General features: G+C 72.9%; 23 protein-coding genes. 7 read left to right on the top strand and 16 right to left on the bottom strand.

Annotated features, from left to right (window positions below; genetic code table 11):
• Positions 1-115: 115 nt before the first annotated feature.
• The 5 genes from ACS5RC_RS16895 to ACS5RC_RS16875 form a co-directional block, all read right to left on the bottom strand.
• A complete protein-coding gene (locus ACS5RC_RS16895) occupies positions 116-907 on the bottom strand; it encodes an ABC transporter permease (protein WP_478345042.1) in 792 nt (263 codons plus the stop codon).
• Positions 904-1,536, bottom strand: coding sequence for an ABC transporter ATP-binding protein (locus ACS5RC_RS16890; protein ID WP_478345041.1), 633 nt, complete (start codon positions 1,534-1,536; stop codon positions 904-906). Before ACS5RC_RS16890 ends, ACS5RC_RS16895 begins: the two co-directional genes overlap by 4 nt.
• Positions 1,533-2,102, bottom strand: coding sequence for a TetR/AcrR family transcriptional regulator (locus ACS5RC_RS16885; protein ID WP_478345040.1), 570 nt, complete (start codon positions 2,100-2,102; stop codon positions 1,533-1,535). Before ACS5RC_RS16885 ends, ACS5RC_RS16890 begins: the two co-directional genes overlap by 4 nt.
• Before the next feature lie 162 nt (positions 2,103-2,264).
• Positions 2,265-2,804 carry a single-stranded DNA-binding protein gene (ssb, locus tag ACS5RC_RS16880; protein WP_478345039.1) on the bottom strand — a complete coding sequence of 180 codons (540 nt, stop codon included), beginning with the start codon at positions 2,802-2,804 and terminating at the stop codon, positions 2,265-2,267.
• Between the two features lie 234 nt (positions 2,805-3,038).
• Entirely contained in the window at positions 3,039-4,052 is a 1,014-nt protein-coding gene (locus ACS5RC_RS16875; protein WP_478345038.1) for an NADP-dependent oxidoreductase, read from the bottom strand.
• A gap of 135 nt (positions 4,053-4,187) precedes the next feature.
• Here ACS5RC_RS16875 and ACS5RC_RS16870 point away from each other — a divergent pair, with 135 nt between their 5' ends.
• On the top strand, positions 4,188-4,604 hold the full coding sequence (locus tag ACS5RC_RS16870; protein WP_478345037.1) for a DUF4174 domain-containing protein: 417 nt from the start codon (positions 4,188-4,190) through the stop codon (positions 4,602-4,604).
• A gap of 67 nt (positions 4,605-4,671) precedes the next feature.
• On the opposite strand, the gene ACS5RC_RS16865 is transcribed toward ACS5RC_RS16870, so the two are convergent.
• Complete coding sequence (locus tag ACS5RC_RS16865) at positions 4,672-5,145, bottom strand: hypothetical protein (protein WP_478345036.1); 474 nt, start codon at positions 5,143-5,145, stop codon at positions 4,672-4,674.
• Between the two features lie 211 nt (positions 5,146-5,356).
• On the opposite strand from ACS5RC_RS16865, the gene ACS5RC_RS16860 reads away from it, so the two are divergent.
• Positions 5,357-6,130, top strand: a complete 774-nt coding sequence (locus tag ACS5RC_RS16860) for a phosphodiester glycosidase family protein (protein ID WP_478345113.1) — start codon at positions 5,357-5,359, stop codon at positions 6,128-6,130.
• 97 nt (positions 6,131-6,227) lie between these two features.
• Here ACS5RC_RS16860 and ACS5RC_RS16855 read toward each other — a convergent pair whose 3' ends face one another.
• From ACS5RC_RS16855 to ACS5RC_RS16845, 3 genes are all read right to left on the bottom strand, one after another.
• On the bottom strand, positions 6,228-7,346 hold the full coding sequence (locus tag ACS5RC_RS16855; RefSeq protein WP_478345035.1) for an NADH:flavin oxidoreductase/NADH oxidase: 1,119 nt from the start codon (positions 7,344-7,346) through the stop codon (positions 6,228-6,230).
• An 86-nt stretch (positions 7,347-7,432) separates the two neighbouring features.
• Positions 7,433-9,358 carry an AMP-binding protein gene (locus tag ACS5RC_RS16850; RefSeq protein WP_478345034.1) on the bottom strand — a complete coding sequence of 642 codons (1,926 nt, stop codon included), beginning with the start codon at positions 9,356-9,358 and terminating at the stop codon, positions 7,433-7,435.
• A gap of 177 nt (positions 9,359-9,535) precedes the next feature.
• The gene (locus ACS5RC_RS16845) at positions 9,536-9,718 is read right to left on the bottom strand and encodes a YdcH family protein (protein ID WP_478345033.1); all 183 of its coding nucleotides are present in this window, start codon (positions 9,716-9,718) and stop codon (positions 9,536-9,538) included.
• A 181-nt stretch (positions 9,719-9,899) separates the two neighbouring features.
• On the opposite strand from ACS5RC_RS16845, the gene ACS5RC_RS16840 reads away from it, so the two are divergent.
• The 4 genes from ACS5RC_RS16840 (at position 9,900) to ACS5RC_RS16825 (ending at position 13,259) form a co-directional block, all read left to right on the top strand.
• Entirely contained in the window at positions 9,900-10,115 is a 216-nt protein-coding gene (locus ACS5RC_RS16840; RefSeq protein ID WP_478345032.1) for a YdcH family protein, read from the top strand.
• 198 nt (positions 10,116-10,313) lie between these two features.
• Entirely contained in the window at positions 10,314-10,781 is a 468-nt protein-coding gene (purE, locus tag ACS5RC_RS16835) for a 5-(carboxyamino)imidazole ribonucleotide mutase (RefSeq protein ID WP_478345112.1), read from the top strand.
• Complete coding sequence (locus tag ACS5RC_RS16830; protein WP_478345031.1) at positions 10,778-11,878, top strand: 5-(carboxyamino)imidazole ribonucleotide synthase; 1,101 nt, start codon at positions 10,778-10,780, stop codon at positions 11,876-11,878. Before purE ends, ACS5RC_RS16830 begins: the two co-directional genes overlap by 4 nt.
• Before the next feature lie 517 nt (positions 11,879-12,395).
• On the top strand, positions 12,396-13,259 hold the full coding sequence (locus ACS5RC_RS16825; RefSeq protein ID WP_478345111.1) for a tetratricopeptide repeat protein: 864 nt from the start codon (positions 12,396-12,398) through the stop codon (positions 13,257-13,259).
• Between the two features lie 60 nt (positions 13,260-13,319).
• On the opposite strand, the gene ACS5RC_RS16820 is transcribed toward ACS5RC_RS16825, so the two are convergent.
• From ACS5RC_RS16820 to ACS5RC_RS16790, 7 genes are all read right to left on the bottom strand, one after another.
• Positions 13,320-14,183, bottom strand: a complete 864-nt coding sequence (locus tag ACS5RC_RS16820; protein WP_478345030.1) for a hypothetical protein — start codon at positions 14,181-14,183, stop codon at positions 13,320-13,322.
• A complete protein-coding gene (locus ACS5RC_RS16815) occupies positions 14,180-15,391 on the bottom strand; it encodes a glycosyltransferase family 4 protein (protein ID WP_478345029.1) in 1,212 nt (403 codons plus the stop codon). Before ACS5RC_RS16815 ends, ACS5RC_RS16820 begins: the two co-directional genes overlap by 4 nt.
• On the bottom strand, positions 15,388-17,259 hold the full coding sequence (locus tag ACS5RC_RS16810) for a glycosyltransferase (RefSeq protein WP_478345028.1): 1,872 nt from the start codon (positions 17,257-17,259) through the stop codon (positions 15,388-15,390). The genes ACS5RC_RS16815 and ACS5RC_RS16810 overlap by 4 nt, the downstream gene beginning before the upstream one ends.
• Complete coding sequence (locus ACS5RC_RS16805; RefSeq protein ID WP_478345027.1) at positions 17,256-17,699, bottom strand: hypothetical protein; 444 nt, start codon at positions 17,697-17,699, stop codon at positions 17,256-17,258. Before ACS5RC_RS16805 ends, ACS5RC_RS16810 begins: the two co-directional genes overlap by 4 nt.
• Before the next feature lie 306 nt (positions 17,700-18,005).
• Positions 18,006-18,989: an NAD-dependent epimerase/dehydratase family protein gene (locus tag ACS5RC_RS16800; RefSeq protein ID WP_478345026.1), complete on the bottom strand. Its 984-nt coding sequence runs from the start codon at positions 18,987-18,989 to the stop codon at positions 18,006-18,008.
• A gap of 13 nt (positions 18,990-19,002) precedes the next feature.
• The gene (gene gmd / locus ACS5RC_RS16795) at positions 19,003-19,986 is read right to left on the bottom strand and encodes a GDP-mannose 4,6-dehydratase (RefSeq protein WP_478345025.1); all 984 of its coding nucleotides are present in this window, start codon (positions 19,984-19,986) and stop codon (positions 19,003-19,005) included.
• A 178-nt stretch (positions 19,987-20,164) separates the two neighbouring features.
• Entirely contained in the window at positions 20,165-20,395 is a 231-nt protein-coding gene (locus ACS5RC_RS16790; RefSeq protein ID WP_478345024.1) for a hypothetical protein, read from the bottom strand.
• Positions 20,396-20,598: 203 nt separating this feature from the next.
• Here ACS5RC_RS16790 and guaA point away from each other — a divergent pair, with 203 nt between their 5' ends.
• Entirely contained in the window at positions 20,599-22,155 is a 1,557-nt protein-coding gene (guaA, locus tag ACS5RC_RS16785; RefSeq protein WP_478345023.1) for a glutamine-hydrolyzing GMP synthase, read from the top strand.
• Position 22,156 lies beyond the last annotated feature (1 nt).

The following is a 22,156-nucleotide window of genomic DNA, read 5'->3' as shown; positions in this document are numbered from 1 at the left end:
CTTCCGGTCTGGATGCCGGTTCTGCGACGGGAGCCCGTCAGGGCAGAGGTCCGGTGCCCGTCGGACGCGACCCGGAACGGCTCCGGGCCCGGCGGCGGGCGACCGCCGGCGGGGATCAGACGAGGCGGTCGAGGCGCAGGCGCTGCCGGTCGTCGGTGAGCCGGCGCAGGGTCAGGGCGGCGATGCAGAGGGCGGCGAGGCCGCTCGCGCCCGCGAGCAGGAACATCAGCAGGATCTGGTAGCTGACGGCCGCGACCGGATCCATGCCGGCCAGGATCTGGCCGGTCATGATCCCCGGCAGCGTGATGATGCCGGCCGCCGACATCTGGTTGACGATCGGCAGGAGGCCCCGGCGCACCGCCGTGCGGAACAGGGCCGCCGTCGCCGCGCGGAACGGCACGCCGAGGGCGAGCTGGGCCTCGATCGCGGCGCGCTCGCGTCGGACGCTGCCGAGGAGCCCGTCGAGCGTCAGGCTGGCGGCGTTCAGGACGGAGCCCAGCACGATGCCGGTCAGCGGCACGGCGTAGCGGGGATCGTACCAGGGCTCCGGCCGGATCGCCGTCGCGAGGGCGAGGCCCGCCGTGGTCGCCGTCGCCAAGAGCACGCTGACGAGGCTGACTGTCAGGGTGCCGGAGCCCCGGAAGCGCGCTTCGGGCCGCGCCGCCACCTCGCGGGCGGCGATCAGCGCCATGACGAGGAGGAGCGCCAGGGTCGCCGCGGGGCTGGCGAGGGCGAAGACGAAGCGCAGCAGGTAGCCGACCGCGACGAGCTGCACGACCATGCGGGCGGACGCGATCGCGATCTGGCGGTGGATTTTCAGGCCGAGGGCGAGCGACAGGCCCGCATCGAGGACGACGAGGGCGGCGGCGACCGCGAGGTCAGAGGGCCCCAGGGCGATGGGGCTCATCGGCCCGGCTCGAGGCGCCGCTCGGCCATGCGGAGGGCCCGGGCGCCGAGGCGCGCGCCCTGCCCCGGATCGTGCGTGGCCAGGACGACGATGGTCCCCGCTGCCGCGCGCTCGCGCAGCACGGCCTCGACCGCCTCCGCCGAGGCCGGATCGAGGGGGCCGGTCGGCTCGTCGAGGAGCAGCAGGGGCGGGTCGAGGACCAGGGCCCGGACCAGGGCGAGCCGCTGGCGCTCGCCGGTCGAGAGCGTCGCTACCTGGCCCCCGAAGGGCTGGGCGCCGAGGCCGAGCCGGGCCGCCAGCGCCTCTGCCCGGGGGCGGTGCGCGGGCGCGAAATGCTCGGCCACCGCCTCGTGCCACCAGCCGGATTCGGCCGCGACGTAGGGCGCGCGCCGCCGCCAGTCCGGGGCCGGGCTGTCGGCGCGCGCGCGGCCGTGCAGCGTGACGGCGCCGGTGTGGAGATCGAGATCGGCGATCATGCGCAGGAACAGGCTCTTGCCCGACCCCGACGGCCCCGACACCGCCACGATCCGCCCGCGCGGCACGGCGAGATCGAACGGCCCGGCCAGGGCGCTCCGCAGCCCCTCGAGGCGCAGACCCTCACTCGCTCCCTCGCTCTCGCGGCCGGTCACGCCCCGGCATCCCCGCACAGACGCCGTTCCAGGCGCTCCAGCGTCCGGGTGAACAGGCCGGGATCCCGGATCGCCCGCGCCGTCACGAGCGCGCCCTGGATCGCGGTGACGGCCTCCTCCGAGAGGTCGCGGGCCTCGGCCTCCGTGAGGCCCGCCCGGTGCAGGGCGTCGGCGAGGGCGCCGCGCCAGGCGACGAAATAGGCGTCGATCCGGTCGGCGAACCGGTCCCGGGCGTCGCCGAGCGCCAGCACGCCCACGAGGCAGAGGCGCCGCCCGGAGCGGAAATAATCGTCCGTCGTGCGGAGCATCGTGCGGATCGCCGCCCGCGGATCGGGATCCTGCCGGAGCGGCCGGAACATCCGGGTCTCGAACCACGCGTCGATCTCGTCGAGGACGCTCTCGGCCATTTCAGCCTTCCCGCCGGGGAAGAAGTGGTAGAGGCTGCCCTTCCCCAGGCCGGTCTTCCGGCCGATCAGGGACAGGCTGGCGCCCGCGAAGCCGTGCTCCCGGAAGATCTCCGCCAGGAGCGGGATCGTGTCGGACCGCTCGGTGACGGCTCTGGGCATGGCTCTGTCGATGACGGGTCGCGCCCCGATCGCGCGCGGAACTCCCGGCGGCTGTACCGCCCGGTACAGCCGCCGGGGTATCGGCGGGCGATGCCGCCGTCAATGCGGGGCGTCCCGATACGGCCGACCGGGGCCGAGGCTCCGGTCGACCGCGTCCCGATGCTAGAACGGGATGTCGTCGTCGAGGTCGAAGTTGCCGCGCCCGCCGCCGCCCGCGGCCGGGGCCGGGCGGCGCTCGCCGCCCTGGGAGCGGCCGCCGCCGTAATCGCCGCCGCGGCTGACCTGACCGCCGCTCTGACTGCCGCTCTGGCCGCCGCCCTCGTCGTCCTGGGCGAAGTCGCCGCCGCCGCCGCGACCGTCGAGGATCGTCATCTCGCCGCGGAAGCGCTGCAGCACCACCTCGGTGGTGTACTTCTCGACGCCGGAATTGTCGGTCCACTTCCGGGTCTGGAGCTGTCCCTCGATGTAGACCTTCGAGCCCTTGCGCAGGTACTGCTCGGCCACGCGGGCGAGATTCTCGTTGTAGATCACGACCGAGTGCCACTCGGTCTTCTCCTTGCGCTCGCCCGACGCCTTGTCCTTCCAGGACTCGGACGTCGCCAGCCGCAGGTTGACCACGGGGTCGCCGGATCCGAGCCGGCGCGTCTCGGGATCGCGCCCGAGATTGCCCACCAGGATCACCTTGTTCACGCTGCCCGCCATCGCTCTCTCCTCACCGTTCGATCTCACTGGGCGTTCGCTACGAGCCCGGGCCCGATCGTCATGCGCCGGGAGGGCGGTCGGCGGCAATGCGCCGAGGCCGCTTGTTCCCGGTAAACACATGGGACGGGCTCGCGCGCGTGTTCTACCTTTGTTCGTCTGTCGCGGCAAGTGCGCGATCCCGGCAGCTCGCCGGTCGCGACAGGACGGCCGGGGCGTGGCCCCGGTCCCGCCCCCTCAGGCCACGTGGACGATGAGCTTGCCGAAGTTGCGCCCCTTCAGGAGGCCGATGAAGGCCTCGGGGGCGTTCTCCAGGCCCTCCACGATGTCCTCGCGATGCTTGACCTGGCCGTCCTGCAGCCAGGTGCCGACCTCGTGCAGGAAGGCCTCGGTCTGCGCGGCGAAGTCCCAGACGATGAAGCCCTGCAGCTGCAGGCGCTTGGTCAGGATCGCGCGCATCAGAATAGGCGACCGGTCGGGCCCCGGGGGCAGTTCGGCGGCGTTGTAGCCGGCCACGAGGCCGCAGACCGGCACCCGGGCGAAGTCGTTGAGGAGCGGCAGCACCGCCTCGAACACCGCGCCGCCGACATTCTCGAAATACACGTCGATGCCGTCCGGGCAGGCGGCGGCCAGCGCGGCCGGAAAGTCGTCGCCGCGATGGTCGATGCCCGCGTCGAAGCCGAGCTCCTCGGTGAGGTAGCGGCACTTCTCCGGCCCGCCCGCGATCCCGACGGCGCGAGCGCCCTTCAGCCGCGCGATCTGCCCGACGAGGGACCCCACCGGCCCCGCGGCGGCGGCGACCACCACGGTCTCGCCCGCCTTCGGCCGGCCGATGTTGAGCAGGCCCGTATAGGCGGTCATGCCCGGCATGCCGAGGATGCCGAGCGCGGCCGTGGGCGGCACGCCCGGCGGGATCCGCTGCAGGCCCTTGCCGTCCGAGACGGCGTAGTCCTGCCAGCCGCCGAAGGCCGAGACCAGCTCGCCCTCGGCGAAGTCCGGGTTGTTCGACTGCACCACCTCGCTCACCGTGCCGCCGGTCATCGGTTCGCCGATCGCCACCGGCGCGGCGTAGGATTTGGCCGCGCTCATGCGCCCGCGCATGTAGGGGTCGAGGGAGAGCCAGCGGGTGCGCAGCAGGACCTCGCCCGCCTTCGGGACCGGCGGGCGCGCCTCTTCCAGGCGGAAATGCGCCGGGCTCGGCTCCCCGTGCGGGCGCGAGGCCAGCACGATGCGGCGGTTCATGGGGGCCATGGGCGGGATCCTCTCTCGGGCCGGTCGGTCCGAGCAATCTGGAACAGGCGCGCGCCGGGGGAAGCCGTGCGGGCGGCGATCCGGCGGCGGTCTCGCGCGTTCCCGTCCGCGAGGATCGACGCGCGGGAGGGGATCATGCGCACCATCACGGCCGGATTGGGCCTCGGATTCGTCCTGGCGGTGGCGGGCGGGCCGGACGGCGCGGCGGCGGGCGATCCGCTCGCCTCCTATCGCTGGACGTCGCGCGTCCTGGTGCTCGCGGCCCCGGATGCGGCCGACCCGCGCCTGCGGGCCCAGCGCGAGGCCCTGGCCGCCGTCCGCCAGGGTCTGCGGGAGCGCGATCTCGTGGTGCTGGAGGCGGTGGGCCCGGGCGCAGAGGCGGCATCCCTGCGCCGGCGGCTCGGGCTGGCGGCAGGCGATTTCCGCGCGGTCCTCGTCGGCAAGGATGGCGGGGCCAAGCTCAGCGAGGCCGAGCCGATCCCGCCGCAGCACCTGTTTCACACCGTCGACGCCATGCCGATGCGGCGCGACGAGATGCAGCGGGCGCGCTGAGCCCGACATGAAAAAGGGGCCGCCTCGCGGCGTCCCCTCCGTCGATCCGATCGGATCCGCGCTCGGCTCAGTAGCAGCGCTGGACCAGCACGCGGCGATAGCCGTAGGGCGTCCAGCGCACGCGCGGAACGGTGTAGCAGCCGCCGCCGTAGCCGTAATCGTAGGCGCCGTAGCCGACCGGGGCGTAGCCGTAGCCATAGCCCGGATAGCCGTAGCCGCCGTAGCCGCCGTAGAGGCCGCCCGCGGCGAGGCCGAGGCCGACGCCGAGACCCAGGCCGCCGAGGCCGTAGCCGTAGCCGCGCCGGTAGCCGTAGCCGCCGCGATAGCCGCCGAAACCGCCGCGATAGCCGCCGAAGCCGACGCCCCGGTAGCCGCCGAAGCCGCCCCGGAAACCGCCGCCGCCGAAGCCGCCGCGGAAGCCGCCGCCACCGAACCCGCCGCCGTGGAAGCCGCCGCCGCCGAAGCCGCGCGCGTCGGCGCTGGCCGGGATCATCGCCAGCGCGCCGAGCGATAGGGCGGATGCAAGAACAATCCGTTTCATCAGAATCTCCGAAATCGTGCAGAATGCCCCAGTGAGCCTGAAACGCCGGTCCGCCCGTTGCGGTTCAGCCCCGCCCTGCGACAGATCGGGCCGCCGCCGGGCCCTTCGCCCCGCCGGGACGGGCCGCGGCTTGAAAAAAGCCGTGCTTTCGCGGGAGAACCGCTCCTGCGCGGGCCCGCTCGCCGTCGCGCAACCTCAGGGTATCACGATGATGTTACGCCGCGTCCGGGTGCGCCTTGCCCCGCTCTGCCTCGCCTCGGCCTGCCTGTCCGCGATCCTGGTCGCCCCGCTCCGGGCCGCCCCGTCGGCGCCCGCGGGCACGCCCTGCGCCCCGGTTCAGGCCCAGGGCGAGACCTTCACGGTCTGCACCGCCGACCTGCGGCGGCAGCGGGTGCGGGTGTTCTGGCTCGGCGCGGACGGCCTGCCCTACGCCTCGCTCGGCACCCTCGCGGAGAAGCAGGGGGGCAAGCTCAGCTTCGCCATGAATGCCGGCATGTACGACAAGGGGCAGGCGCCGGTGGGCCTCTACGTCGAGGACGGGCACGAGATGAAGGGCGTCTCGACCGCCAACGGCCCGGGCAACTTCCACCTCAAGCCCAACGGCGTGTTCTGGGTGAAGGGCGACCGGGCTGGCGTCCTCGACACCGCCCGCTATCTCCGCGCGCGGCTGAAGCCGGACTACGCCACCCAGTCGGGGCCGATGCTGGTGATCGACGGGCAGATCCACCCGAAGATCTCCGCCGACGGCCCGTCGCAGAAGATCCGCAACGGCGTCGGCGTGCGCGACGACGGGCACACGGCGGTGTTCGCGATCTCGGAGCGCCCCGTCACCTTCGGGGCCTTCGCCCGGCTGTTCCGCGACGACCTCGGCTGCCGCAACGCGCTCTTCCTCGACGGCAGCGTCTCGAGCCTCTACGCGCCGAACCTCAACCGCAGCGACCTCAGCCGCCCGCTCGGGCCGCTAATCGGGGCGGTGGCGCGGTAGGCGTCGGCTCCGTAGTCCGGGCCGGAGAGGGGCGGCGGCGCTTGAGAGCGACGCCGGAGGGATCGACCTCCCCCGCGTCCGGCGGAGCGTTCGCCGCTCAGCGCTGCCCGAAGGCCGTATCGCGGAACAGGTCCTTGTATTCCCGCGGCTGCGAGCGCCAGTACTGCTTCGGCGCGCGCACCTGGGCACCGAGCTCGGCCGCGGCGTGCCAGGGCCAGCGCGGGTCGTACAGCATGGCCCGCGCCAGCGAGATCGCGTCGGCGCGGCCCTCCTGCAGAATCGCTTCGGCCTGTGCGGCTTCCGTGATCAGCCCGACCGCGATGGTGGTCAGCCCCGTCTCCGCCTTGATCCGCTCGGCGAAGGGCACTTGGTAGCCGGGGCCGAGCTTGATCGCCTGCTTGGGCGAGACGCCGCCGGTCGAGACGTGGATCGCCGGGGAGCCCGCCCGCTTCAGGGCCTGGGCGAGGGCGACGGTCTCGTCGAGGTCCCAGCCGTCCTCCACCCAGTCGGTGGCCGAGACGCGCAGCCAGACCGGGCTGCCCGCCGGGACCACCGCGCGCACCGCGTCGTAGATCTCGAGGGGGAAGCGCATGCGGTTCTCGAGGCTGCCGCCGTAGGCGTCCGTCCGCTTGTTGGCGAGCGGCGAGAGGAATTGATGCAGCAGGTAGCCGTGCGCCCCGTGCAGCTCGACCGCCTCGATGCCGAGGCGGACGGCGCGTTTCGCGGTCGCCACGAACTGCTCGCGCACCCGCTTCAGGTCGGCGGCGTCGAGGGCGTGCGGCGCCACCTCGCCGTCGCCGTGCGCGAGCGCCGAGGGCGCCTCGGTGCGCCAGCCATAGGGATGCTCCGGCGGGATCTGCTGGCCGCCGGACCAGGGCGCCGCGCTCGAGGCCTTGCGGCCCGCATGCGCGATCTGGATGCAGACGGGGATCGGCGCGTAGCCCCGCACCGCGTCGAGGACGCGGCCGAGCGCCCGCTCGCAGCCGTCGTCGTAGAGGCCGAGGTCCCAGGCGGTGATGCGCGCCTCCGGCGAGATCGCGGTCGCCTCCAGCGTCAGCAGGCCCGCGCCCGACATGGCGAGATGGCCCAGATGCATCATGTGCCAGTCGGTCGCCTGCCCGTCGCGCGCCGAGTACTGGCACATCGGCGCGATCAGGATGCGATTCTCGAGCGTCAGCCCGTCGAGGGTCAGCGGTTCGAACAGGCGTACGGTCATGCGCGGGGCTCCCGGGTCGGTCGCCCCCTATCTGTCGCGGCGCGGCCCGGTATGCCAGTCCGGCCCGGCATGGCGGCGTTGCGCTGTCATGGGCCCCCGATTCCGCGCTGCTCCAGGCTGGCGCCGATCTCGTCGAGGACGGCCGCATCGTCGATCGTGGCCGGCATGGTCCAGGGCTCGTGGTCGGCGATGCGCTTCATCGTGGCGCGCAGGATCTTGCCCGACCGGGTCTTGGGCAGGCGCGGCACGGTCAGCGCCAGCTTGAAGGCCGCCACCGGGCCGATCTCGTCGCGCACCTTGGCGACGAGCTCCCGCTCGATCTCGGCGGGGTCGCGCGCAACCTGCGCCTTCAGCACCACGAAGCCGCAGGGCACCTCGCCCTTGAGCGCGTCGCGGATGCCGATCACGGCGCATTCGGCGACGTCCGGATGGCCGGCGAGCACCGCCTCCATGCCCCCGGTCGAGAGCCGGTGGCCGGCGACGTTGATGATGTCGTCGGTCCGCCCGAGCACGGTGATGTAGCCGTCCGCGTCGATCACGCCGGCATCCGAGGTGTCGTAGTAGCCGGGAAACGTCGCGAGGTAGCTCGCGCGCATGCGCGCGTCGGAGCCCCACAGGGTCGGCAGGCAACCGGGCGGGAGCGGCAGGCGGATCGCGATGGTGCCCATCGTGCCGGGTTCGACCGGCTTGCCGCCTTCGTCGAGGACCTGCACGTCGTAGCCCGGCATCGGCAGGCCGGTGCTGCCGTGCTTGACCGGCAGCAGCCCGAGCCCGATCGGGTTGCCGGCGATCGGCCAGCCGGTCTCGGTCTGCCACCAATGGTCGATCACCGGCCGGTCGAGCACCCGTTCGGCCCAGGCCACCGAATCGGGGTCGGCCCGCTCGCCCGCCAGGAACAGGCTGCGGAAGCCCGTGAGGTCGTGGCCGGCGACGAGCGCGCCCTTCGGATCCTCCTTCTTGATCGCCCGCAGCGCGGTCGGGGCCGTGAACAGGCAGACCGCCCCGGTCTCGGCCACCACGCGCCAGAGGGCGCCGGCATCGGGCGTGCCGACGGGCTTGCCCTCGTAGAGCACGGTGGTGCAGCCGTGCAGCAGCGGGGCGTAGACGATGTAGGAATGGCCCACCACCCAGCCGATGTCGGAGGCGCAGAAATAGGTCTCGCCCGGCTGGACGCCGTAGAGGTTGGGCATCGACCACGCGAGCGCCACGAGGTAGCCGCCGGTATCGCGCACCACGCCCTTGGGCTTTCCCGTCGTGCCCGAGGTGTAGAGGATGTAGAGCGGGTCGGTCGCCGCCACGCTCACGCACGCGGCGCGCCGCCCCGCGGCTTCGGCCGCCGCGACGGCCTCGGCCCAGTCGCGGTCGCGGCCCGCGACCAGCGTCGCCGCGCATTGGGGGCGCTGCAGGATCAGGCAGGCCTCGGGCTTGTGCGCGGCGGCGGCGATCGCCGCGTCGAGGAGCGGCTTATAGGCCACCACCCGGTTCGGCTCGATGCCGCAGGAGGCGGCGAGCACCACCTTGGGCCGCGCGTCGTCGAGGCGCACGGCCAGCTCGTTGGCCGCGAAGCCCCCGAACACCACCGAGTGCACGGCGCCGAGCCGGGCGCAGGCCAGCATGCCGAACAGCGCCTCGGGCACCATCGGCATGTAGAGCACCACGCGGTCGCCCTTCCCCACCCCGAGATCGGCGAGCACGGCGGCGAGCGCGGCCACCCGGTCGCGCAACGCGCCGTAGGTGATCGTGCGCTTCGTGCCCGTGACGGGCGACTCGTAGCGGATCGCGGCCTGGTCGCGCCGCGCCCCGTCCGCGTGGCGGTCGACGGCGTTGTGGCAGGCGTTGAGCGTCGCGCCCGGGAACCAGCGGCCGTAGGGGCCGGACTCCGCGTCGAAGGCGCGCTCGGGCGGGTGCGTCCAGTCGATGGCGCGGGCGGCCTCCAGCCAGAAGCCCTCGGGATCGCGGACGGCGGCCGCGTGAACCGACGCGTAGCGTCCGGGCAGGCTGGCGGAGGTCATGGGCGGCGCGTCCTCGGGTCCGCTCTTGCTCGGCGGCGCGCGATCTTAGCAGAGGCGGAGGGCGGGACGGCAAGGTGCCGGACGCAAAACCGCCGCTCCGGGCGTTCCGGAGCGGCGGCTCTGTCGGTCTGGGGAGGAGGGCGAATCAACCGGTCGGGCCGGTCCGGCCCGGACGCCTCAATGGACCGTGTCGGCCGAGGCCTGCAGGCGGTTGATCTCGTCCTTGAGATGGAGCTTCCGTCGCTTCAATTCGGCGATGTGCAGATCGTTTTCCGAGGGCCTGTGGATCGCTTCGTGAATCTCACGCTCGAGGGCTTCGTGCTTCCGGGTGAGTTGGCTCAGATGCGTCTGCAGCGACATGAGGCGAATCTCCTGTCATCGTTCTGACGCCCCGAACCTGCCACATGTGAAGCCGGCTGTCGAAGGCAAACTACGGAGATTTGGCCGGGATGGTGGCGGATCGGTTTCCAAGCTCGGTTGCCGTGCCGGCATGCCTGTCGCATGCTCCGGCGCGGCGTTACGGCGGGTTCAGCAGGCAACAATGACGGTCGATACGGAGGACGGGCAGACGGATCTCGTGGCGGAGCTCGGCCGCCTGAAGGAGGAGCACCGCGACCTCGACAGCGCCATCGACGCCCTCGAGCGCAACGTGGCCGGGGACCAGCTCCAGATCCAGCGCCTGAAGAAGCGCAAGCTCACGCTGCGCGACCGCATCGCCTACGTCGAGGACCAGATCACCCCCGACATCATCGCCTGAGGATCCGGATCGGGATCGGCAGGGGATCGGCATGGGGATCGGGGCGCCGGCCGCCTTGCGGGCCACCGCGCGCGGCTGTAACGCCAGGGTTTCGCCGGAGGCCGCCATCCAGGGCTCCGGCTTCCGTGCGCGGCGCCGCCCGCGCGCAACCCGCGAGACCTGCCCTTGAGCACCTCGGCTGCGCCGGTCGCCATCATCATGGGGTCCCAGTCCGACTGGGCGACGATGCGGCACGCCGCCGAGACCCTCGACGCCCTCGGCATCGCCCATGACGACCGCATCGTCTCCGCCCACCGCACCCCCGACCGGCTCGTGGCCTTCGCCAAGGGCGCCAAGGCGGCGGGCTTCCAGGTGGTGATCGCGGGCGCGGGCGGGGCCGCCCACCTGCCCGGCATGGCCGCCGCCATGACGAGCCTGCCGGTCTTCGGCGTGCCTGTGGAGTCGAAGGCGCTCTCGGGCCAGGACAGCCTGCTCTCGATCGTGCAGATGCCCGCCGGCATTCCGGTCGGCACGCTCGCCATCGGCCGGGCGGGCGCGGTCAACGCCGCGCTCCTGGCCGCGGCCGTGCTGGCGCTCGCCGATCCCGCCCTCGCCGCCCGCCTCGAGGCGTGGCGCGCCAACCAGAGCGCCGCCGTGGCCGAGCGGCCGGAGACCGAGGTTCCGTGACACAGACCCGTCTCGCGCCCGGCGACACGCTCGGCATCGTCGGCGGCGGCCAGCTCGGGCGCATGATCGCCCTGGCGGCGGCGAATTACGGCCTCAAGGTCCACGTCTACGCCCCCGACGCCGACAGCCCGGCCTTCGACGTGGCGAGCGTCGCCACCTGCGCGGCCTACGACGACGCGGAGGCGCTGGCCGCCTTCGCCGACAGCGTCGCGGCCGTCACCTACGAGTTCGAGAACATCCCGCGCGAGACGGCCGACCTCCTCGCCCGGCACGCGCCGCTCCATCCCAGCGCCGACGCGCTCTCGACCACGCAGGACCGCCTGGCCGAGAAGACCTTCATCAACGGGCTCGGCATCCCGACGGCGCCGTTCCGGCAGGTCGACACGCCCGACGATCTCGCCCGGGCGCTGGAGGCGATCGGCCTGCCCGCCGTGCTGAAGACCCGGCGCTTCGGCTACGACGGCAAGGGCCAGCGCATCATCCGCACCGCCGCCGAGGGCGACCGCAACGCCATCTTCGCCGAGTTCGGCGGGGCGCCGCTGATCCTGGAGGGGTTCGTGCCCTTCGAGCGCGAGGTCTCGGTGGTGGCCGCGCGCTCGGGCGACGGCGGCTTCGCGGCCTTCGACCTCTGCGAGAACGAGCACCGCGACCACATCCTCGCCCTCACCCGGGTGCCCGCGCCCGGCCTCGCACCCGAGACGGGGGAGCGCGCCGTGGCGATGGCCCGGCGGATCGCCGAGGCGCTCGACTACGTGGGCGTGCTCGCCGTCGAGATGTTCCTGGTGCGGGACGAGGCCGGCGAGCACCTGATCGTCAACGAGATCGCGCCCCGCGTGCACAATTCCGGGCACTGGACCATCGAGGGCGCCACAACCTCGCAATTCGCCCAGCACGTCCGCGCCGTCTGCGGCTGGCCGCTCGGCGATCCGGCCCGCGTCGGCGGCCTCGCCGTGGAGATGCGCAACCTGATCGGCGCGGAATCGGAGGAGTGGGCGGCGATCCTGAGGCAGCCCGGCGCCCATCTCCATCTCTACGGCAAGGGCGAGGCCCGGCCCGGCCGCAAGATGGGGCACGTCACCCGCCTGAGCCCGCGGTAGCGCCGGGCCTCGCCCCCGCCGGACGGTCGCGATCCCGGTTTCGAACCGGTTCCGCCCGGAAACATGGTCACGCCCGGACCCGTCGCGGGCTTCGGTGCGATCCGCCGGGTCGCCGGCCCGAGGCCCCGGTCGGCCGCGCCGTCGCCCCCGCGTCGTGCGAGCGGCCCTGCGGGGCGGGCCGGTGATTCCACGGGACCCCTTGCGTTCCGGTCCTGTGGGATCGGAGGCGCCCAAACTGGGTCCCTCGGGGCACACCCGACCGTCCGCGCGCGTGCCGGCGGGCCGAATGTCGGCGGGCCGGGGCGCGGGCCATACCTTCGCCACATCCTGACGTTTCGAGAGATCTGTCGCCCGGCCTTAAGCGCGCGTTCACCGCGCCGCGCGAATGTCCCGCCTCCGCCACGCGGATCCGGGTCACGGCGCCCGGCCGGGGCGATGCCCGCCGGGACGGCGCGGCGGGGACGTCGAGGGATCGGGCGCGGCGAGCGGCGCACGAGGGGAGCGGACGATGAGGTCTATGAGCGTGCGGGTGCCGCGGACGGTGCTGATCGGGTCGGCCCTGCTGGCGACCGTTGCGCTGGCCGGCTGCGAGACGGTGGGCAGCGCCGCCGGGCCGCGACAATTCGCGGTTCTGGAGACGGACACCACCGGCGCCACCACCGTCAACATCGCCTCGCTCTCCGAGGTGGTCCAGCGCAACCCGAACGACGCGGCGGCCTACAACACCCGCGGCGCGGCCTATGCCCGAGCCGGCCAGTTCGGCGAGGCCATCGCCGACTTCACCAAGGCGGTGACGATCGATCCGAACTCGGGCTCGGCCTACAACAACCGGGCGCTGGCCTACCGCCAGACCGGCCGCAACGACGCGGCGCTGCAGGATTTCAACCGCGCCATCGCGGCGGACCCGAATTACGGCCCGGCCTATATCGGCCGCGCCAACGTGCTGCGCGCGCAGGGCGACCTCGACCGGGCGCTCTCCGACCTCAACGTGGCGATCCGCCTGATGCCGGAATCGGCCGAGGCCTACCACGCCCGCGGTCTCGTCAAACAGAAGCAGGGCCACGACGCTCAGGCCATCGCCGATTTCGATGCGGCGATCGACCGGAACCCCTTCGTCTCGGCGCCCTACGCCGCCCGCGGTCAGAGCCTCATCGCCACGAACCAGTTCGACAAGGCGATCGAGGACTACAACGCGGCCCTCAACGTCAACAACAAGGACGCCACCTCCTGGGCCTATCGCGGCCTCGCCTACGAGAAGTCGAACCGGCGCAAGGAGGCGGCTGAGAACTACCAGCGCGCCGCGGGCATCGACCCGAACAACCCGGTCGCCCGCCAGGGCCTCGGCCGCGTCCAGGGCGGCGTCGGCTCGCTCTTCAACTGATCCGCCGCAGAGCCGGCCCAATGGTCAGCCCCGTCGGCTGACCTGATCGGGCCGGCTCCGTCACCCCGGACCGGCCTTGCGCGCCAGGGCGATCGCGCCCGTCGGAAATATCGCGGCGATCGTCGGCTCGTGCGGGCGCAGGTCCCAGAGCCGCGCCTCGGCGTAGCGCACGGACAGGGTGCCGCCGGCCTCCCCGCACCAGGCATGCTCGAAGGTCGCCAGCAGCGTCGGGCGCTGGGGATGCGGCTCCGCCCGCGGATCGATCGCCACGGTCAGGCGCGGCAGCACGCCGTTGCCGAACAGGACGAAGGCCGCGTCGAGCCCCGCCATCTCGGCATCGGTCAGGTGCAGGAACACGCAGATCCGCCGGGCCGGGTCCGGGCAGGCCGTGAGCTGCAGGTCGCGCAGGAGCGTGAGGGCGAAGGCGGCGGAGCCGTCCGGCAGGCTGAGGATGTGGTGGGCCGGCACGCCGCGCAGCATGTGCGGCTCCGGCGACCCGAAGGCCGACGGGCGCACCTCCCGCCCCTCGCGCCGGCCGTCGGTGCGGTGGTGCAGCAGCGGGTTCGGGCCCGTGCTGCCGATATCCGCGTAATGGCTCGCGTACCACAGGGTGTTGAAATCCGGGTTCGGGTCGAGCCCGGCCCGCGCGCCGTGGCGCAGATAGTGGCGGACGGGGTCGAGCCGGGTCGCCCCGCTCTGGGCCCGGTAGAAGCGGGTGTCGAAATCGGCCGCCGGGTCGCGGCCCTGCCCGGCCCCGCGCAGCACGTAATGGAGGAACGGGTCCACGCCGGAGCGGGCGACGTCGCGGTTCTCGCGCAGGTAATAGGCGGCGTCGAACAGCTTCGGCACCCGCCCGAGCACGAGGCGGCGGCAGAGCGCGGTGACGGCCCGGACGGCGCCGGGGGGCGGGCGGAGCGCGCTCATGCGAGGGCGGGCGCCTCGCAGAGGTCGCGCAGGCGCGCGACGTAGCGGCCCGGCTCGCATTCCGCCGCGACCTGCGCCCACCCGGCCCGTCGCAGCCGCTCCCACAGCGCCGCATCCTCGTGCAGGCGGCACAGGGCCGCCGCGAAGCCGGCCGGGTCCGTCCAGTCGGCCGCGAGGTAGCCCGTCCCGGCGGGCCAGCCCACCTGCGCGGCGAGCAGCGGCGTCACCACCACCGGCAGCCCGCGCATCACCGAATCGTAGACCTTGATCGGAATGCCGGCCGCGAAGCGCGTCGGCGCCACGGAGAGCCGGGCCCGCGCGAAGTGCTCGCCCGGATCGGCGACGCGCCCGAGCACCGCGACCCCCGGCCGCTCGAGCCGCGCCCGGATCTCCGGCCGCACCGCGCCGACGATGGTCAACTGCGCCTCGGGCAGCGCCGCCCGCACCCGCGGCCAGACCGCGGCGAGCAGCCAGTCGAGGGAATCGACGTTGGGCTGTCCCTCCTGGGTGAGGGCGCCGATGAACAGGAAGCCCGCACGCCCGGCAAAGCCCGGCGGCTCGGCCCTCCCCGGCGCCTGGGCGTGGCCGAGCACCGCCACGTTGCGGATGCCGCAGGCGCCGAGCAGACGCGCCTCCGCCTCCGAGACCGTGATCACGCCGTCGGCCTGCGCGAGATGGCGGGCCTCGTGACGCATCCGCGCGATGAGGGCGGTGCCGGTTCCGTGGCCGGTCTCCAGGGTCTCGGCGATGAAGTCGCGCAGGCTGAACAGGGCCTCCGAATCGAAGATCACCCGCCCGCGCACGAAGGCCCGCGCGGTGGTGCCGAGATCCGCGAGCGCGCGGCAGACCATGTCGATGTTGTGGGCGCGGCTGACCCAGAGCAGGTCGAAGGCGCCCCGGGACTCCGCCGCGAGGCGGCGGAAGCCCTCCGCCTCGCCCGCCTCCAGGATCGTGATGGCCGGGTCGAGGTCGCGATGCGGCGCGCCGGCATCCGGGGTCGGATAGACGGGGTAGAAGGTGACGCGATAGCCGAGACCGGCCAGCGCGTTCAGGATGGCGTTCGCGCGCGGCAGGCCGCTGCCGAGATCGACGTGCGGCACCCGGTCGTCGATGTAGAGGATGCGCAGGCGCCAGGGCTCGTCGCCGGACGCCGCCTCCCGGGACCCCTCTTGGCTGGGCACCATGGCCTGGATGGCCTCCCGGGTCATGCGCGGTCCCTCCCGGCGACCGCGATGTCGAGGCGGCCGAAGAGGAAGCCCGTCATGATCAGGATCCGGTGCGGCGCGATCGCGCCCGCCCCGTCCGCGGTCTCGAGGCTCAGATGGGCGGGCACCAGGGCGAGGCCGTAATCGGCTCCGCTCGGCCCGTCGAGGGGGCGTTGCAGCGGCGCGGTCCCGGTCAGGGTCACCTCCACGACCGTTCGCCCGTCCGCGCCGCACAGGAAGGCGGCGGCGCGCCGGCGTTCGCCGAGAAGCGCGCTCGGCAGATGGGCGACGAGGTCGATCCGTCCCGCCGTGCGGCCGAGCGGGACGCCCGCGCTCCACCAATCCGGCTCGGCCTCGGCAAGGAGGCCGGCGACCGCCGCGCGCGACGCGGGGGCGAGCGCCCGGTCGCGCAGCCATTCCGGCGCGAGCGCCAGCGCCGCACCGCGCAAGGTCTCGCGCAGGCGCTCGGCGGCGGCGTCGCCGTCTCCCTCGCGCGCCGGCCGCGCGAACCAGCGCCGCCGGGCCGGCGCGTAGGCCCGTCCCGCGCCCCCGTCCGTGACGCGCTCCGTCGCGACGAGGGTGCCGAGCTCGGGATCCTGCGTCGGCAGGGCGCGCAGCCCGGTCTCGCAGGTGACGACGACCGGGCCGAGCCGGGCCGTCACGGTCTCGGCCGGCGGGTCCGGTCGCGCCGGTGCCGGGGTCGCGTCCGGGCCCGGGGCGCCGAGCCGCTCCAGCAGGCAGGCCTCGGACTCGGCGCAGCGGGCCTCGAAGCGCGCGGCGAGGTCGGCGCAGGCCGCGCACAGGGCGGCGAGACCCTCCGCGTCCGCGTGAAGCGCGAGGACCCGGTCGCGCACCGCCTCGACGCCGTCCAGGCGATGCTCGGGGATGACCGGGTCGAAGCCGTCGAAGGCGATGGCGGTACCGATCACCGGCAACCCGTAGGACAGGGCTTCGGCGACCTTCATCTTAAGGCCCGTGCCCATCAGCATCGGGGCCACCACCGCATCGATCCCGTCGTAGAACCCGTCGAGGCTGGGCACCGGCCCGAGCAGGGCGAGGCCGGGCCGCTCGCCGAGGCCGAGCGCGCCGCAGACCTCGCCCGCGACGAGAAGCTCGGGCAGGCCGGGCCGCCAGTCGCGGGTCCAGGCCTCGGCGAAGGCGGCGATCGAGACCCGGTTCGCGTCGTTGCCATGGCCGACGAAGCCGATCCGCGCGATCCGGGCCACGGCGCGGGCCGGGCGCCGCCGCGGCATGCGGGGCGGCAATTCGAGGACGGGGCGCGTCGTCACGGTTCGGAAATAATCGGCCTCGTTGGCCTGGATCGCCAGGACGAGATCGGCCCGCTCGAGCCCGGCCGCCTCGCCGGCCGCATCGGTGTAGAAGAAGCTCGGCTCCAGCCCGAAGGGCCGGTACATCAGCTGCCGGTCGGCGAAGCGGTCATGCGTGTCGATCAGCGTCGTCACGCCCGGGGGCGCCCGCTCGAGGCAGCGCGAGAGGAAGACGTAATTCACCACCATCGTCCGGGTGCCGGGGTACCGATCGAAGTACCACGCCACGAAATCCCCGACCTCGTCCGGGCACCAATCGTCGATCCCGAATCCCGAACCTCGACTCACAAGGCGGATCGGATGTCTGGGTTCGACGCGAAAAAATCGGCCGACTGCATCGATTATACTGGCATCGTCGCTCGGCGGATGCTGGCCGAAGCGCCGGTAGACCTGATCCTCGTGGCCGAAATAGGCGAGATCGATCGAGAAGCCGCCGCGCGTCAGCATCGCACACACCGCCAGGAGGCGGCGGCGATTGCCCGCATTGGCCGGAAGCGCCGGCATCGGCGCGATGACCAGGACGACCGGGCGCGTCCCGGTCACGCGGCCCGTCCACCGAGCGACCGACCGATCCGGTGGGTGTCGCTGCCGACGAGGATCACGGGCTCCGCGAGCAGATTCGCCGGCCAGGTCCGGTCCGGTCTGACGGCGACGCTCGGACGTCCGGCGAAGCGCAGGGTCGCCTCCGCCACGCCGATCCGTCGATAGCCGCCGGGCCTGCGCAGGACGATCCATTCGGGCACGAAGGTGCCGTCGATCACCAGAGTCTCCCCCTCGCACGCGAGCGCGAGAGCCTGGTCGGCCGCCTCCGCGATCAGCCCGTCGAGGGCCTCGGCGACGGCGCTCAGCACGCGATCCGCCGCGCCATCAGGAATCGGCGCCGCGAGGGCGGTCCTTGCCAGGGCGGCCTGCTCCGGCCCCGTGAGTGCGAGACCGTCGGCCTCGAACGCGATCGGAAGCGCCCCGAAATGGGTGTCGAGCACGAGACCGTCGTCCCGGCTCCCGCCTGCGCCGGCCTGAGGGCCTCCCGCGCTGCGCGGGTCCGGACCGCCCCGGTTGTCCGTCAGGGCGTCGGCTGCCCCAGCTGTGTCCCGGGCGATCAAGAGCAGGCAGGACAGGGCCGCGTCCGGCCCAGACGGGCGTGCGAAAGTCCAGGCGGCCAGCCTCCAGCCGGCGCGGCCGGCGATCCCGAGCGGTACCGGGAACGACGAGTCGCACGCGAATCGGCAGACCAGGACGTCGTCGCCAACGGTGCGCAGGCGCCCCGGGATCATGCGGGTCTCTTGCCGTCAGGGCCGCGCGGCGCGTCGGCGGGCGTCGTCCAGGACGCTGGCGACGGTCTCGGGCCAGGGGATCCGCGGTGCCCAGCCGGTCACGGCCCGCAGGCGGCTTCCGTCGCCCGTGGCGACCGGAATTTCGGACGGACGCAGGCGCTCCGGCGCGACGACCACCTCGTACGGGGCGCGTGCCAGGGCGAGCAGGTCGTCCAGGATGCTGGCGATGGTGCGCGGCTCGCCCGATGCCACGTTCAGCACCGTCCCGGATTCGAGCGTGTCGGCCCGATCGATCACAGCCGCGTAGGCGCGGGCGACGTCGCGCACGTCGAGGAATTCCCGCTCCGCCGAGAGGTTGCCGACCTCGATCCGGGGCGGCCCGAGGCCGGCCTCGATTCGGGCGATCTGGGCCGCGAAGGAGGGCACCACGAAGCGTTCGTCCTGGCCCGGCCCGGTATGGTTGAACGGCCTCAGGATCAGGAGCCGCACGCCGGTGCGCGCGAGCACGTCGCGCAGCAGCATCTCGCCCACCCATTTGGTGCGGGCGTAGGTGCCGGCGGGCTCCGGTTCGGCGCTCTCCCCCAGCGGCTGCCCGGTCAGGAAGGCGCGTCCGTAGACCTCGCCGGAACTGGCGAACAGGAAGGTCGCCTCCGGTGCGTGCTCGCCCGTGGTCTCGGCGAGGTTGATCAGGCTGCCGACGTTCGAGCGCCACGTCTCCGCCGTCGCCGTCGCCGCCTGGCCGACCGAGGCCATCGCCGCGAGGTGCAGGATGTGGGTCGGCCGGAACGTCGCGAGGCAGCTTCGCAGGGCCGGCCGGTCGTCGAGATCGAGGGCCTCGAAGCGCGTGCCGGCCGGCGGATCCGGCAGCAGGCCGCGCCCGATCCCGAGAAGCTGATCGTCCGCTCCCTGCGTTGCCGCGATCGCGGCGAGCGCGTAGCGGCCGACGAAGCCGGCGGCGCCCGTCACCAGCACGCGCCGTCCGGTCCTCGAATCGCTCATGCCTACGCTCGATTCAGGTCTTGATACGCAGTCGTGCGAGATCGGCGTCGACCATTTCCTGGATCATGGCCTCGAGGGAGGTCTCGGCCTTCCAGCCCAGGGCGGCCTCGGCCTTGGCCGGGTTGCCCAGCAGCACGTCCACCTCGGCCGGGCGGAACAGCTTCTCGTCGATGACCAGATGCTCGTCGATCGACAGGCCGACATGCGAGAAGGCGATCTCGCACATCGCCCGCACCGTCGTGGTGCGGCCCGTGGCCACCACGTAGTCGTCCGGCGCCTCCTGCTGCAGCATCAGCCACATCGCCTCGACGTAGTCGCGCGCATGGCCCCAGTCGCGCTTGGCGTCGATGTTGCCCAGGCGCAGCTCGCGCGCCAAGCCGAGCTTGATCCGCGCCACGCCGTCCGTGACCTTGCGGGTGACGAACTCCACGCCCCGCAGCGGGCTCTCGTGGTTGAACAGGATCCCGTTCGAGGCGTGCAGGCCGAAGCTCTCGCGGTAGTTGATCGTCATCCAGTGCGCGTAGAGCTTGGCCACGCCGTAGGGCGAGCGCGGATAGAACGGCGTCGTCTCGCTCTGCACCGCGTGCTGGATCAGGCCGAACATCTCCGAGGAGGAGGCCTGGTAGTACCGCGCCTGCGGGCGCAGCATCCGCACCGCCTCGAGCAGGTTGACCGCGCCCAGGCCGGTGATGTGACCGGTCAGCACCGGCTGCTGCCAGGAAGCCGTCACGAAGGACTGGGCGGCCAGGTTGTAGACCTCGTCGGGCTGGGTCTCCTGCACGATCCGGCCCAGGCTCGACAGGTCGAGCAGGTTGCCGTCCAGCAGCGTCACCTGGTCGGCGATGCCAAGCCACTTCAGGCGGTGGTCGAACACCCCCGCATGGCTCGACCGGCGCACGATGCCGAACACCTCGTAGCCCTTCGCCAGGAGCAGCTGCGAGAGATACGCGCCGTCCTGCCCAGTCACGCCGGTGATCAGAGCACGTTTGCCAGTCATGAATGAACTCCAATTCTTCGACTGGATCGCTATGGAGGCGCGGCGGCGAAGTCAAGAACACAGGGGCCCGATTTGTGCGCTGCAAACCGCGGGGGCCCGGCGGAGAAAGCGGAGCCGCTCGGGCGAGGCGGGGCGGCCCGAAAAGGCCGCCCCCGGGATCCGCGTGGTCCCGGATCCCTCAGAGGCACTGGCGCCGGCGCACGACGACGACGCGGCCGAGCGGTCCGCGCCGCTTGGTGATGACCGTGCGGCAGCGCGGTCCGCGAATCACGGTCCGGCGGACGACCCGCGCCTGGACGATCCCCGTGGCGGGAGCCGCGAGGAATCCTGCGGACAGAGGGAGCGCCGATGCCGGGGCGGCGAGGCCGGCGAGCGCGAGGGCGGCCAGTCCGACGAGAGTGGCTTTCACGGGTGGAAGCTCCGGTTCGTGGGTGGGGCGGGGGCTTTGACCCGGATTTCGTGAACGTCCGCTTAACGCAAGCCCCGGCGCGCCCGCTCGCGGGGCCTGAGCGCGCCCTGTCTCGCGTCCTGCCTCGCGCCCACGCGCGGCGCGCGCTTGCCCTGCGCCCAAACGCGTTGCGCCCTGCCCTGCCCTCGTCTAACTCCCAGAGCATGAAGACCGACCACGACAAGATCCTGATCGTCGATTTCGGCTCTCAGGTGACGCAGCTCATCGCGCGGCGCGTGCGCGAGGAGGGCGTCTACTGCGAGATCGTGCCCTTCACCAAGGCCGCCGAGGCCTTCGCCGAAACCCGTCCCAAGGGCGTGATCCTCTCGGGCGGCCCGGAATCGGTGACCACCGAGGCCTCGCCCCGGACTCCCCAGGTGGTCTTCGACTCCGGCGTGCCGGTCTTCGGCATCTGCTACGGCCAGCAGACCATGGCGGCGCAGCTCGGCGGCGAGGTCGAGGGCGGCCACCATGCCGAGTTCGGCCGGGCCGAGATCGAGATCCTGTCCGATTGCCCGCTGTTCAAGGGCGTCTGGCACGTCGGCGAGCACTACCCCGTCTGGATGAGCCACGGCGACCGGGTCACCAAGCTGCCCGACGGGTTCACCACCGTGGCGATGTCGCGGAACGCACCCTTCGCCGCCGTGGCGGACGAGGCGCGCGGCTACTACGCAGTGCAGTTCCACCCGGAGGTGGCGCACACGCCCCACGGCGCGCTCCTGATCCGCAACTTCGTGCGCGACATCGCGGGCTGCTCCGGCGACTGGACCATGGGGGCCTATCGCGAGGAGGCGATCGCGCGGATCCGCGCGCAGGTCGGCCGGGAGCGGGTGATCTGCGGCCTGTCGGGCGGCGTCGATTCGGCGGTGGCGGCGGTGCTGATCCACGAGGCGATCGGCGAGCAGCTCACCTGCGTCTTCGTCGATCACGGGCTGCTGCGCCTGGGCGAGGCCGAGGAGGTGGTGCGGCTGTTTCGCGACCACTACAACATCCCGCTCGTCCACGTGGAGGCGCAGGAGACCTTCATCGGCGCGCTGGAGGGCGTGAGCGACCCGGAGGTCAAGCGCAAGACCATCGGGCGCCTGTTCATCGAGGTGTTCGAGGCCGAATCGAACAAGATCGGCGGTGCCGCCTTCCTCGCGCAGGGAACTCTCTACCCGGACGTGATCGAGAGCGTCTCGTTCACCGGGGGGCCCTCGGTGACGATCAAGAGCCACCACAACGTCGGCGGTCTGCCCGAGCGCATGAACATGAAGCTCGTCGAGCCGCTGCGCGAGCTGTTCAAGGACGAGGTCCGGGTGCTCGGGCGCGAGCTCGGCCTGCCCGAGGCCTTCGTCGGGCGCCATCCCTTCCCCGGGCCCGGCCTCGCGATCCGCTGTCCCGGCACCATCACGGCCGAGAAGCTCGATGCGCTCCGCAAGGCCGACGCGATCTATCTCGACGAGATCCGCAAGGCCGGCCTCTACGACACGATCTGGCAGGCCTTCGCGGTGATCCTTCCGGTCAAGACCGTCGGCGTGATGGGCGATGGGCGCACCTACGACCATGTCTGCGCCCTGCGCGCCGTCACCTCGGTCGACGGCATGACGGCCGATTTCTACCCGTTCGACATGGCCTTCCTGGGCCGCGTGGCGACGCGCATCATCAACGAGGTCAAGGGCATCAACCGGGTGACCTACGACATCACCTCGAAGCCCCCCGGCACGATCGAGTGGGAGTGAG

The sequence above is a fragment of the Methylobacterium sp. HJ2 genome (assembly GCF_056431005.1).
Note: the sequence above shows the minus strand (reverse complement) of the source record. Positions and strands in the feature narration are given on the sequence as shown.

Coding starts and splice junctions, on each gene's coding strand:
- gmd (WP_478345025.1), bottom strand. CDS start 19,986: ATGACTGGCAAACGTGCTCTGATCACCGGCGTGACTGGGCAGGACGGC.
- ACS5RC_RS16865 (WP_478345036.1), bottom strand. CDS start 5,145: ATGAAACGGATTGTTCTTGCATCCGCCCTATCGCTCGGCGCGCTGGCG.
- ACS5RC_RS16825 (WP_478345111.1), top strand. CDS start 12,396: ATGAGCGTGCGGGTGCCGCGGACGGTGCTGATCGGGTCGGCCCTGCTG.
- ACS5RC_RS16895 (WP_478345042.1), bottom strand. CDS start 907: ATGAGCCCCATCGCCCTGGGGCCCTCTGACCTCGCGGTCGCCGCCGCC.
- ACS5RC_RS16845 (WP_478345033.1), bottom strand. CDS start 9,718: ATGTCGCTGCAGACGCATCTGAGCCAACTCACCCGGAAGCACGAAGCC.
- ACS5RC_RS16850 (WP_478345034.1), bottom strand. CDS start 9,358: ATGACCTCCGCCAGCCTGCCCGGACGCTACGCGTCGGTTCACGCGGCC.
- ACS5RC_RS16875 (WP_478345038.1), bottom strand. CDS start 4,052: ATGGCCCCCATGAACCGCCGCATCGTGCTGGCCTCGCGCCCGCACGGG.
- ACS5RC_RS16870 (WP_478345037.1), top strand. CDS start 4,188: ATGCGCACCATCACGGCCGGATTGGGCCTCGGATTCGTCCTGGCGGTG.
- ACS5RC_RS16860 (WP_478345113.1), top strand. CDS start 5,357: ATGTTACGCCGCGTCCGGGTGCGCCTTGCCCCGCTCTGCCTCGCCTCG.
- ACS5RC_RS16815 (WP_478345029.1), bottom strand. CDS start 15,391: ATGACCCGGGAGGCCATCCAGGCCATGGTGCCCAGCCAAGAGGGGTCC.
- ACS5RC_RS16855 (WP_478345035.1), bottom strand. CDS start 7,346: ATGACCGTACGCCTGTTCGAACCGCTGACCCTCGACGGGCTGACGCTC.
- ACS5RC_RS16885 (WP_478345040.1), bottom strand. CDS start 2,102: ATGCCCAGAGCCGTCACCGAGCGGTCCGACACGATCCCGCTCCTGGCG.
- ACS5RC_RS16800 (WP_478345026.1), bottom strand. CDS start 18,989: ATGAGCGATTCGAGGACCGGACGGCGCGTGCTGGTGACGGGCGCCGCC.
- ACS5RC_RS16820 (WP_478345030.1), bottom strand. CDS start 14,183: ATGAGCGCGCTCCGCCCGCCCCCCGGCGCCGTCCGGGCCGTCACCGCG.
- ssb (WP_478345039.1), bottom strand. CDS start 2,804: ATGGCGGGCAGCGTGAACAAGGTGATCCTGGTGGGCAATCTCGGGCGC.
- ACS5RC_RS16840 (WP_478345032.1), top strand. CDS start 9,900: ATGACGGTCGATACGGAGGACGGGCAGACGGATCTCGTGGCGGAGCTC.
- purE (WP_478345112.1), top strand. CDS start 10,314: ATGGGGTCCCAGTCCGACTGGGCGACGATGCGGCACGCCGCCGAGACC.
- guaA (WP_478345023.1), top strand. CDS start 20,599: ATGAAGACCGACCACGACAAGATCCTGATCGTCGATTTCGGCTCTCAG.